Genomic DNA, 11,821 nt, shown 5'->3' with positions numbered 1-11,821 from the left:
CATTTCTCGGTTAAGAATCTGGGCATCCACCAAGCCGGTTTCATGCCGGTCAGGAGCATCCAGATGAGACAACATGTGCTTTCCGGGCAGGCTGCCTTCCAGCCGGGCCATACGCCAGATATTGCCAATGCACTGGCCGATGCGTCCGGTCTGCGGATCGAGATCGACCGTCGTCGCGGGCGTGGTGCGGGCATCAATCCCGGCGGGCGTTTCGAGCCTCTGCAGCATGAGCCTGTCGATGATGGCTGGCAGATCATCGAGGAACTGCCGGAGTTTCGTACCGAAGTGCAGGTGGAAAAGCCACGCACGATCATCACCCGCAATGATTCGCCGGATATTCCCTTTGACCGGTCCATCAATCCCTATCGTGGTTGCGAGCATGGCTGCATCTATTGTTTCGCGAGGCCAAGCCATAGCTATATGGGCCTGTCGGCAGGGCTGGATTTCGAGGCCAAGCTGTTTGCCAAGCCGGACGCCGCAAAGCTTCTGGAACGTGAACTGGCCAAGCCGGGATACAAGGCGCGGGTGATTGCCATCGGCACCAATACCGACCCATACCAGCCTATCGAGCGGGAATGGCGCATCATGCGGCAAATCCTCGAAGTGCTGGCCAAGGCCGAGCATCCCGTCGCCATCGTCACCAAGTCGGGGCTGATTACCCGCGATATCGATATTCTCGCACCGATGGCAGCCAAGGGTCTGGTCAAGGTCGGGATTTCGGTCACGACGCTGGATCGCAAGCTCGCCCGCAGCATGGAGCCGCGCGCATCCACGCCCAGCAAACGGCTGGAAGCGATCAAGACGCTGACGGACGCCGGTATTCCCGTTGCCGTCATGATGGCGCCGGTCATTCCAGCACTCAACGATCACGAGATCGAACGGGTGCTGGAGGCTGGAAAGGCGGCTGGAGCGACGGAGGCATCCTATGTGCTGCTGCGTCTGCCGCTGGAGGTTAGCCCGCTGTTTCGCGAATGGCTGCTGCGCAATTATCCGCACCGCTACCAGCACGTCATGTCGCTGGTGCGCTCCATGCGGGATGGCAAGGACTATGATGCCGAGTTCGGCAAGCGGATGAAAGGCGCCGGTCCCTATGCCTGGCAGATCAGCCGCCGTTTCGAAATGACGACGAAGCGGCTGGGGCTCATCCGCCGTGGCATTCAGCTTCGCGACGATCTGTTCATAGCGCCAGGAGGTGCAGGCGTGCAGCTGTCTCTGCTTTGACCTTTCAAGAATACCCATAGCGTCTATGCCCTGCGCTACGGGTTTATGCCCCCGGTATCTGCCGCCTCGCATGGGTGTGCTCTTTCCGCCCCAATTGAAAGAGCATGGAGGTCATGAGACCTTATGCAGCAGCCCTCCGCCCCTTGGGCTGCTGCACAGACCCTGCGACCGGGGGCTTGCAGGAGATCGGTTGCCTGTGCCAGTTTCGCCGCATGAAGCGAAGCACAGCACCCGATTCTCCTGCCCTCTTTGATCTAATCGATACCGGCCCGGATTTCAGCCTGGAACTGGACGCGAAGAAGCGCGGCGAATGGCCGGTGGCCGGTACGGATGAGGCCGGGCGCGGTCCTTTGGCCGGGCCCGTCGTTGCCGCCGCCGTCATTCTCGACCCCGACAATATTCCCGATGGCTTGAACGATTCAAAAAAGCTGTCCAAGGCGCGTCGGGAGTTCCTGTTCGAGCAAATTCTGGAAACATCCATCGTCTCCATCGCCTCATCCGGCCCTGTTTTGATCGACCGCATGAATATATTGCGCGCCAGCCTGGATGCCATGCGCCGCGCCTTGCTTGGCCTTCAGACGGCACCTGCTCTCGTGCTGGCCGATGGGCGGGATATTCCACCGGGCATTCCCTGCACCGGCAAAGCCGTCATCAAGGGTGACGCGCGGTCTGTCTCTATTGCCGCAGCCTCCATCGTCGCCAAGGTCACGCGGGACCGGATGATGGAAAAGGCCGGATCGATCCATCCGGCCTATGGTTTCGAGGCCCATGCGGGCTATGGCACCCCAACGCATCTGCGCGCTATCGAGGCCAATGGACCCTGCCCGCTGCACCGCATGAGCTTCCGCCCCATGCGGGTGGAGTGAGGCGGAAGTCGCTTAACCCGCAAGCCGCATGTCGTAAGCACCACGGTCGCGGCCCTGAGCCGTCAGCTGGAACTGCTGCAACAATTCCCGCAGCTTATCGCTTTCGCTGGCCAGTGCAGATGTTGCAGAGGTCGTTTCTTCCACCATGGCGGCGTTCTGCTGGGTGGTCTGGTCCATCTGGTTGACGGCGGTGTTGAGTTCCGCAAGACCGGTCGCCTGTTCCTGCGCGGAAGAGGCGATTGCACCCATATGTTCGTTCATCACGGTCACATGCCGCTCAATGGTCTTCAGCGCATCACCCGTCTGCTTGACGAGATTGACGCCGTTTTCGACTTCCGTGGATGACTTTCCGATCAGTTCCTTGATTTCCTTGGCGGCCTTGGCGGAACGCTGAGCCAGTTCACGCACTTCCTGCGCGACGACCGCAAATCCCTTGCCAGCTTCACCGGCACGCGCGGCTTCCACACCGGCGTTGAGCGCGAGAAGATTGGTCTGGAAGGCAATCTCATCGATAACGACGATGATGTTGGAAATCTGGCCGGAAGATTGCTCGATGCGGTGCATGGCATCAACCGCAGTCGCGACGACTTCACCGGAGATTTTTGCCGCACGGTTGGCTTCGGTCGCAGCACCGCGTGCATCATTCACACGCTTGGTGGAGTTTGCGACATTTACGGTGATTTCGTCGAGAGCCGCAGCTGTTTCTTCCAGCGTTGCTGCCTGCTGTTCGGTCCGCTTCGAGAGATCGACCGACCCTTCCGCGATTTCGCGGGTGCCATTGTTCATCGTGTCAATGGAATGGGAGATTTCCGACAAGGTCGCGCCCAGCTGCTTGAGCGAGCGGTTGAAATCGTGGCGCAGCTGTTCGAAGTCAGGCGCGAAAACCTCGTTGATCTGGAAAGCGAGATCGCCGGAGGCCAGACGGCGCAGGCCATCTGCCAGACCGGATGTTGCGATGCGCAGCCTCTCCTCGGCATCGGCTTCCGCCTTCCGCTGGGCGGCCAGACGTTCGATTTCGGCCTGCTTGCGGTTCGTGTCGGCCTCGGCCTCCAGCCGCTTGTTTTCGATTGCAGCACGGCGGAACACCTCGACGGCTTCTGCCATCGCACCGACCTCGTCCTTGCGACCGCGAGCGGGAATGGTGATATCCGTATCGCCGTCCGAAAGGCGGCGCATGACGCCCGTCATCCGCCCAAGTGGTCTGGCAATATGGATGTTGCCGAAGAGCGCTGCACCCGCACCGATGGCCAGCGCCAGCGCCAGCGAGATGTAATTGAGCATGGCGGCGGATTCGGCGATGTCAGTGGTGTCATCGCCCTCGCCCCTGACGTCGCCTTCCATATCATCGACAGCGCTCTGCAGCGCGGCCTTCGCGTCGCTATAGGCCGTCAAGGCATCACCCACGAAGCGAGAGCGTGCTTCATCGGCCTTTCCTGCCGCAAGCAGCGCTTTGACGTCGTTCCAGCGGGTTTCGGAGACTTTCCATTTTTCGGTGAAGGATGCGAAATGTTTCTTGTCCGCCTCGTCTACCAGATAGTTCTGGTATTCCTGGAAATCGGCATCGAGTGCGGTGCGCGCTGCCTGCATCTGAGTTTCGAATTGCGACCAGGCCTCAGGCGTTGCGCTGACAATCGAGCTCTGCGCGTTTCTGATATTGCTGACTTCCGTATTGACCTTACCCAGCAGAATGAAGGCTGGCACGCGATCACCAACGATCGTATCGATCTTGCCCCGGATCTGATGGAGCGAAGAAATCGAAAACCCGCCCTGCACGCCTGCAACGAGCAACATGATGCCCGACAGGGCACCTAGAACAAGACCTACCGATATTCGCATGATAATCCCCAGACGCGGAGTGACCCCACCGCTTACACAGTCATGTTTGGATATAAATTTACTGCATGAATAATATTCTCGAGAGGAACGACTTTGCCTTGAGGCCATTTATTAGAACTTTATCTCAAGGCGACATGTTCCTCCCCATGTCGTAATGAATATATTCTATTATCATTATTGAAATTTTATTAAAATTAGAATGGCTGAAAATCACATGACCCAATATCGACCGTATTCAGCGCCGTTTCTTTGATATTTCCAATAACTCATATGGTTCGACTTGCATCGGCTTATCTATTCTCAAATTTTTATTTGAGCACTCGTCAAATCTAGATCAAAAAATCAACCTTAAGAATAGTCCGATTTCCTAATACTCCGCTTTTGACAACGCTCCAGCAAAAAAATGGTTAGGCAAATTGTTCAACCCATCCAGCTTTTCGACAAAGAAAAACCCCCGCCAGTTTCCCGGCAGGGGTTTGAAATCTCTCGATTAAATCTCGGATGCTTCCGAGATAACCGTAGCTTAGTTCAGACGCGTCTTGACGTCGCTGACGGCGGCTTTGAAAAGCTTTGCTTTTGCCGCTGCGGTTGTCTTTTCTGCGATGAGCTTTTCAGAAGCAGCGATGGCGAGATCGACGGCGGCGGCGCGCACGGCACCGATGGCATCGGCTTCTGCCTGCTTGATCTTCTGTTCCGACAGGGCGTTGCGGCGGGCGACGAATTCTTCCGTCTTCACCTTTGCTTCTGCCGTGAGGGCAGCGGCTTCGCGTTCTGCAGCAGCGATGATGTTGGCTGCATCGGCTTCGGCTTCCTTACGCTTGCGCTGATATTCGGCCAGCAGGTGCTGGGCCTCTTCGCGCAGACGCTTGGCTTCCGCCAGCTCTTCCTTGATGTTGCCAGCGCGCTCATCGAGCGAGCTCGCCAGCATGCCTGGAACCTTGAGATAGGCAATCAGGACGAAGAAGAGGATAAGACCGACGAGAGCGAAAAATGTTGCATCGAACGCCATATCAAGCTCCCTTCACTGCGGATGCAGCAGCGACGGCTGCCTTTGCATCCGTGTCCTTGACCTTGGTGCCGATCAGCTGATCGACGATTGCGGTCGCGGTTTCCTCGGCAATGGTGCCGACATCGGCAAATGCTTGGCTCTTGATGCTGTCGATACGGGCTTCCGCAGCGGTCAGCTTCTGGGCCAGTTCGGCTTCGATTGCTGCGCGGTCGGCATCCGCCTTGACTTTCGCGGCTTCGCGGGCGGCAGCGGCAATAGAGCCGGCCTTGGCGCGAGCGGAGCTCAATTCTTTTTCATAGGTTTCGATGGCGGCATCTGCCTCGGCCTTCAGCCGGGATGCTTCATCGAGGTCCTGTGCGATACGGCCGTGACGGTCTTCGAGAATACCACCAACGCGCGGCACGATGACCTTTTTCATGAGCACGTAGAAAAGGCCGAACGAAATGGCCAGCCAAAGAAGCTGGGATGCGTAAGTGGACTGATCGAACGGCGGAAACACTGCGGATGCGTGACCGGCATCATGTGCCACTCCCGTTTCCGTATGCGTTGCTTCCGGAGCGGTCTGACCGACAGCCGGAGTTCCGGTATTCGTTTCACTTGTCGCCGGTGCTGACTGGGCCAAAGCCTCGGTCACGAACATGCTCACCTCCAGGGGTAGTGCAAATGCGAAGGATCACGGCACGCTTGGCGAGCCGTGATCCATACCTGATGCCGATATTAGACAGCGAACAGGAGAAGGAGAGCTACGAGCAGCGAGAAGATGCCCAGAGCTTCCGTAACGGCGAAGCCGAATACCAGACGGCCGAACTGGCTGTCAGCGGCAGACGGGTTGCGCAGTGCGCCCGACAAGAAATCGCCGAAGATACGGCCGAGAGCGAGGGACGTACCAGCCATGCCGAGGCATGCGAGACCTGCGCCGATGTACTTTGCTGCTTCCGCTTCCATGTTAAGCTCCTTAGAATGGGTTGTTGCGGCTATTTTTGACACCCGGTTTTCGGGGCCAGCGACTTTACTTCTCAGTGACCGCCATGCACGGCGTCGTTCAGGTACATGCAAGTCAGTACCGCGAAGACGTATGCCTGCAGGAAGGCGACGAGAAATTCGAGACCGGTCATTGCGACCGTCATGATGAGGGGCAGGATTGCGCCACCGATACCAAGAGCGCCGAGCGCACCCATGGAAGCGACGAAGCCCGAGAAAACCTTCAGCGTGATGTGACCTGCCAGCATGTTCGCAAAGAGACGAACGGAAAGGCTGATCGGACGCGACAGGAAGGAGATGATTTCAATCGATGACACAAGCGGCAGAAGAACCGCCGGAACACCCTGCGGCGCGAAAATGCCGAGGAAGTGCAGGCCATGCTTATAAAAACCGTAAACGACGACCGTTCCGATGACGAGGCACGACAGTGCGAAGGTCACGATGATCTGGCTGGTTACGGTAAAGAAGTACGGGAACATGCCCAGAAGGTTTGCCGTCAGAACGAACATGAACAGCGAGAAGACGAATGGAAAGAAAACCATGCCCTTCTTGCCAGCACCTTCGCGCAGCATGGAGGCGATGAATTCATAGGACATTTCAGCAACGGACTGCATACGACCTGGGATCAGACCGCGGTTCGACGTTGCGAAATAGAGGAAACCGGATGCGGCAGCGACGGTAGCAACCATGAAAAGAGACGCGTTGGTGAACGAAAAATCCACGCCACCGATCTCAATCGGGATGATCGGCTGTACAATGAACTGATGCGTCGGATCGTTTGCCACCGGCTGCCCTCTTTACCTGTTGCCGCACATGACGGCACTTTATCTATCCATGGAAAGAGGCGAGATCAGTCGCCCTGCTTTCCACCCTTGTCTTTTCCCAGCCCGCCTTCCAGAAGCGGCGGCTTGGCCACCACTCCGGCAGAACGCAGGACGTTCAACACACCCGCACAGAACCCGAGAAGAAGAAGAACGATCATCCCCCACGGCGAAGTGCCAGCAAAATGGTCCAGAAGATAACCCAGCATGGCGCCAACGATAACCGCGGAAATAAACTCGGAAGACAGCTTGATCGCCATTGCAAAGCCTTTTCGGCTTTCCGCTGCGTTCTGTTCTGTCTTCGCCTCCGCGTCGTCCTCCGCCTTCACCTTTGCCAACTCATCGGCAAGGCGCTTGCGGCGCTCATCCAGACTATCGTTACGGTTGCCGGTCATTGCTAAATCCCACCCTTTGTCTCCATACTGGCATTGCCAGAACTCTTTGGAGTTGTAAACGGCAGGGCTTTAAGCCTGTTCCAGCCCGCTCTGAAGTCGCGCGCAACATAGTTTTAGGGACTTCGCTAGTCAAGGCATTGAGCGCGCTTCGCCGAATACAAAATTGTGTATTTGAATCAATATCTTGTGCAATATTCGCGGATTCTTTGCCTCGTTGCCTTCAGGAATCGGCAATTTTGACACGCTTATCCCGGGAAAAAGCCGTAAATCTCAGCTCCAGCCGCCGCCATAGGTGCGGTAGAAGACGTGCAGGCCGATTCTACCGACCTTTTTCATGGATTTGCCCCAGGCCGGACGCACATAGACGGCATGGTAGTGGGTGGCAGACCCCACTTCACTGAGCCAGATTTTGCCAGCGGTGGTGGCCATGGCCACTTCGCGGGCCATCTTCCAATGGCGCTCGGAGTTGATGCGGTCCTTTATATTGTCACAGGCGAAGGAAAACTGGCAGCGATTGCGCCAATCCTTGTTCTGATAGACCACGCCGCAGATGGTTTTGGGATAGGAGGGATTGCGCACGCGGTTGAGAATGACCTGTGCAACGGCTGCCTGACCCTTGACCGATTCGCCGCGGGCTTCGAAATAGATGCCGGAAGCGAGACATTGCTGTTCGGCGGCGGAAAACACCTCTGCTGGCAGAGGCGTCGCGGCCCAGGCGTGGTCGTCAGGTGAAATCTGCGGAATGAAGCGGCCCGCTTCCGGCTTTTTCAAAATGGCATCGAACGGCGATTCGCGGGCGAAATCCGGTTCGGCCGGCGCGTAGGCCGTTGCCAGCACATCCGGTGTGCGGTTGGTAATCAGCGCTGCCACCATGGGCGAAACGCTTTTTTCCGTCTTTGTCTCGTCGCGGCGGAAATAGAAGGAGGCAAGTTCGATCTCGTTGCTCTTCTTCTGTTTGACGAAGGCGGTGCGGTCCTTGCGCTTCAGCGGCTCGATATCCAGCATGCTGGTACGCTGTAGTACAGAGCCTGCGGTGAAGGATTTTGGTGGCTGCATGATTTCGGTGGAGACCACCCGGCCCTTCTTGGCGGCGCGGTTGACGCGGTCGCTATCGGGCGAGGTCTGCTTGCCGCTCTTGCCGGTCACGAAGGCGACCTTGCGACCATCAGACGTAACCATTCCGGCACCGGTCAGGGCAGATGCGGGATTTGCTTCGTTGAAGGCGAGCGATGCATTATGAACGGAGCCTGCGGGAGAATTGGTCAGCACCATGCGCCACTGTTCACCACCACCATCAAGCCCGGCGAGAAGCGATGCCAGATCGGCACGCGCGGCGAAGGAGGGAAAGGCGAGCCATGCGGCAAGGCCGAAGACGACAGGCGATGTCCATTTCTCAAACGAGAAGAAGGACCCGCGACGCGATACTTTTCTTGAACGCAAAACCAGCACTCCGGACACACAGACGCAACTCACTGCTACAGCACGGGATAATCTCTCATTAACCTTGATGCTTGGTTAACAGCGCCGGTTTGGGCGTCTTCACGTTAGCGTGTCCGCATATAAAGAAAGCGCCACCCTCGCGGAGAGGATGGCGCTTGCGTGCTTATTCAGGATTGCGGGTGGATCAGATCACGACGTGAGAGCCGAGTTCCACCACGCGGTTTGCCGGAAGGCGGAAATAATCCGAAGGGTCTGCTGCGGTTTCGGCAAGGCCGATGAACAGACGGTTCTGCCAACCGGGCATGCCCGACTTCGGGTCTGGCACGAGTTTGCGTCTGCCCAGATAGAAAGATGTCGACATGATATCGAACTTGTAGCCGGTGCGGCGCAGATAGCCTAACGCCTGCGTGACGTTCTGCGTTTCCATGAAGCCGAAATGCAGTTCGACGACGACGAAGCGCTCGCTGACCTTGGTGATCGTATAGCGTTTGTCCGGGTGAACACGCGGCGTGTCTTCCGTGCGGATCGTCAGAATGACGTTCTTGTCGTGCAGAACGTGATTGTGCTTGAGATTGTGCAGCAGTGCGGCAGGTGCCGTTTCCGGGTCGCCGGTCAGGAAGATTGCCGTGCCGGGAATGCGAACAGGCGCATGGGCGCTTTCCTTTTCAACCGATGCGACGAAGGCCTTCAACGGCACATCGGTGCGACGGGTTTTGGCAAACAGGATTTTCGATCCGCGCTGCCATGTCGTCATGATGATGGTGAAGGCAACGGCCAGCAGCACCGGCACATAACCGCCATCGTGGATTTTCAACAGGTTTGCGCCGAGGAAGATCAGTTCGAGCGAAATGAACGGGAAGATAACCAGCATGGCCAGCGATCTCGACCATTTCCAATGGCTGCGTGCGAACTGGAAGAACAGCAGGCTGGTAACGACCATCGCCCCGGTCACCGAAATACCGTAGGCAGTGGCTAGCGCATCCGAGCTTTTGAAGGTCAGCACCAGCGCGACGACACCCAACAGGAGAACGGTGTTGACGGATGGAAGGTAGATCTGTCCCGTATTGGTTTCGGACGTGAACAGGATTTCCATACGCGGCAGATAGCCGAGGTTGATGGCCTGACGCACCAGTGAGAACGCGCCTGTTATGACCGCCTGGCTGGCAATGATGGTGGCCGCCGTTGCCAGGATGACAGCTGGCAAAATCGCCCATTGCGGGAACATCAGATAGAATGGATTCGACATTGCCGCCGGGTCTTTGAGAACCAGAGCGCCCTGCCCGAGATAATTGAGCGTCAACGCCGGAAACACCAGCACGAACCACGCCCACTGAATGGGTCTGCGTCCGAAATGGCCCAAATCCGCATAGAGCGCTTCAGCACCGGTGATGGTCAGGAAGACAGCACCAAGAACGACAAGACCGTAAAAGCCCTCGGCCATCAGAAACTCGACGGCATGCCAGGGATTGAATGCGTAGAGGATACTATAGTCATCCGAGATGTGCAGCAGCCCGACGAGGCCCATGACGATGAACCAGACGGCCGTGATCGGGCCGAAAAATTTGGCAACCGTTTCCGTGCCGTGGGACTGGATGGCAAACAGGCCAACCAGAATGCCGACGGAAATGGGGATGATGAAGGAATCCATCTGCGGTGTGACGAGTTTCAGGCCTTCCACCGCCGAAAGGACGGAAAGAGCTGGCGTAATCATCGCATCGCCGAGAAAAAGTGCGGCACCGATGAGGCCCAGCATAATAAGGACGCCACGTTTGGCACCGGCGGTCTTCATTAACAGCGCCAGCAGCGACAGCGTGCCGCCTTCGCCGTCATTGTCTGCGCGCAGCAGGAAACAGATGTATTTGATGGTGACGATGATGGTCAGCGCCCAGATCATCAGCGAGATGAGGCCGATGACCTCCGCTTCGGTGACACCATCATACGAGATGGGCTTCAGGGCTTCGCGAAAAGCATAAAGCGGACTGGTGCCGATATCGCCGTACACGACGCCGATCGAACCCAGCATTGCCGGAAACAAGCCTTTGAGGCGGTGATCATCCGCGCCCGGCTTGTCGATATGTTCCTTATCCAAGGCATGAGACATGTTGATTCTGACCGGTTAGAGCCAGCCCTTCCAACGGAAAAAGATGAACGGAATGATGGCCGATATGAGCATGACGAAGACTGCCAGTGGATATCCATAGGACCACTGCAACTCCGGCATGACGTTAAAGTTCATTCCGTAAACGGATGCCACGAGCGTTGGCGGCAAAAACACGACCGACGCGATGGAGAAAATCTTGATGATGGCGTTCTGTTCGACATTGATCATGCCGAGCGACGCATCCAGCAAAAAGGTGAGATTGCCGGATATAAAGGAAGCATGTTCCGACAGGGACTGGATATCCCGGCCAATGGAACGGCCCGTTTCCTTGTTTTCCTTGTCCTGCTGCACATTGGGCGTGGCTTGCAGGAAGGATTGCAAACGGGCAAGCGATGCCAGACTATCGCGCACCTTCGATATCAGCCGATGATAGCCGGAGATATCGGCAATCTTGTCTTCAAGATAGCGCGGTGCCTTGCGCTTGCTGCGCGCCTGCTCTCCGAAAATGCCTGCGGCCACATCATCGATGCGGACGACGGAATTTTCCAGAATTTCGGCGGTGCGATCCACAATGGTTTCAAGAAGCTTCAACAGCAGTGCCGTGCCGCTGCGCATCTCATGTGGAACGCGAGAAATGGCACCAATGAAGAGATTGAAGGATTTCGGCTCTGCGTAACGGATGGTGACCAAGCGTTTTCCGGCGAGAATGAAAGCGACATCCGTCAGCCGTGGGTCTTTGGAATCCGCATTCCAAACCAGAGAACCGGTCATGAAGACATTGCCATCTTCCACGTAAAGGCGGCTGGATGGTTCGATGTCTTTCAGATCTTCGCGGGTGGGCAATTCGACGCCGAGTAGATTTTCGACGTAAAGCTCTTCGGCTCTTTCGGGATTGATGAGATCGATCCAGACAATATCGTCCGAAATCTGCGGGACCGAACGGTCCGCCGACAGGCTGATTGCCTCGCAATTCGAGCGATAGGCTTTGATCAATCAGTTTCTCCGGTCAGCACACCGACAGAGGTCGATATGCTGCTCTAACACATCATGTGTGGCTTCCGCAAACGCCCGGATGGACGGCGGATCAAACGGCGCAGGGCTATGCTCTCAATGCCTTCAAGAATCAAGGGGTATTTTTCGCAGCGCTTTTA

11 protein-coding genes are annotated in these 11,821 nt (G+C 56.9%); 2 read left to right on the top strand and 9 right to left on the bottom strand.

Annotated elements, in window-relative coordinates; translation table 11 throughout:
• Nucleotides 1-63 precede the first annotated feature (63 nt).
• Complete coding sequence (locus AC27VJ_RS02960; RefSeq protein ID WP_113088694.1) at nt 64-1,221, top strand: PA0069 family radical SAM protein; 1,158 nt, start codon at nt 64-66, stop codon at nt 1,219-1,221.
• Between the two features lie 212 nt (nt 1,222-1,433).
• A complete protein-coding gene (rnhB, locus tag AC27VJ_RS02955; protein ID WP_488683175.1) occupies nt 1,434-2,087 on the top strand; it encodes a ribonuclease HII in 654 nt (217 codons plus the stop codon).
• A 12-nt stretch (nt 2,088-2,099) separates the two neighbouring features.
• On the opposite strand, the gene AC27VJ_RS02950 is transcribed toward rnhB, so the two are convergent.
• The 9 genes from AC27VJ_RS02950 to AC27VJ_RS02910 form a co-directional block, all read right to left on the bottom strand.
• Nucleotides 2,100-3,923 (bottom strand): HAMP domain-containing methyl-accepting chemotaxis protein, encoded by a 1,824-nt coding sequence (locus AC27VJ_RS02950; RefSeq protein ID WP_488682736.1) that lies wholly within the window; start codon nt 3,921-3,923, stop codon nt 2,100-2,102.
• 523 nt (nt 3,924-4,446) lie between these two features.
• A complete protein-coding gene (locus AC27VJ_RS02945) occupies nt 4,447-4,932 on the bottom strand; it encodes a F0F1 ATP synthase subunit B (protein ID WP_113088697.1) in 486 nt (161 codons plus the stop codon).
• 1 nt (nt 4,933) lies between these two features.
• Entirely contained in the window at nt 4,934-5,572 is a 639-nt protein-coding gene (locus AC27VJ_RS02940) for a F0F1 ATP synthase subunit B (protein WP_488682735.1), read from the bottom strand.
• Nucleotides 5,573-5,649: 77 nt separating this feature from the next.
• Complete coding sequence (locus tag AC27VJ_RS02935; protein WP_027673924.1) at nt 5,650-5,877, bottom strand: F0F1 ATP synthase subunit C; 228 nt, start codon at nt 5,875-5,877, stop codon at nt 5,650-5,652.
• Nucleotides 5,878-5,948: 71 nt separating this feature from the next.
• Nucleotides 5,949-6,698 carry a F0F1 ATP synthase subunit A gene (locus tag AC27VJ_RS02930; protein WP_111840962.1) on the bottom strand — a complete coding sequence of 250 codons (750 nt, stop codon included), beginning with the start codon at nt 6,696-6,698 and terminating at the stop codon, nt 5,949-5,951.
• 65 nt (nt 6,699-6,763) lie between these two features.
• Nucleotides 6,764-7,129 (bottom strand): AtpZ/AtpI family protein, encoded by a 366-nt coding sequence (locus AC27VJ_RS02925; protein WP_113088699.1) that lies wholly within the window; start codon nt 7,127-7,129, stop codon nt 6,764-6,766.
• A 270-nt stretch (nt 7,130-7,399) separates the two neighbouring features.
• Nucleotides 7,400-8,569, bottom strand: coding sequence for a cell wall hydrolase (locus AC27VJ_RS02920; protein WP_488682734.1), 1,170 nt, complete (start codon nt 8,567-8,569; stop codon nt 7,400-7,402).
• Between the two features lie 184 nt (nt 8,570-8,753).
• A complete protein-coding gene (locus tag AC27VJ_RS02915; RefSeq protein WP_488683174.1) occupies nt 8,754-10,592 on the bottom strand; it encodes a potassium transporter Kup in 1,839 nt (612 codons plus the stop codon).
• 93 nt (nt 10,593-10,685) lie between these two features.
• Nucleotides 10,686-11,663, bottom strand: coding sequence for a magnesium transporter CorA family protein (locus AC27VJ_RS02910; protein ID WP_113088701.1), 978 nt, complete (start codon nt 11,661-11,663; stop codon nt 10,686-10,688).
• Nucleotides 11,664-11,821: the final 158 nt, after the last annotated feature.

Source organism: Agrobacterium sp. 20P9.1.2 (assembly GCF_057799395.1).
Note: the sequence above shows the minus strand (reverse complement) of the source record. Positions and strands in the feature narration are given on the sequence as shown.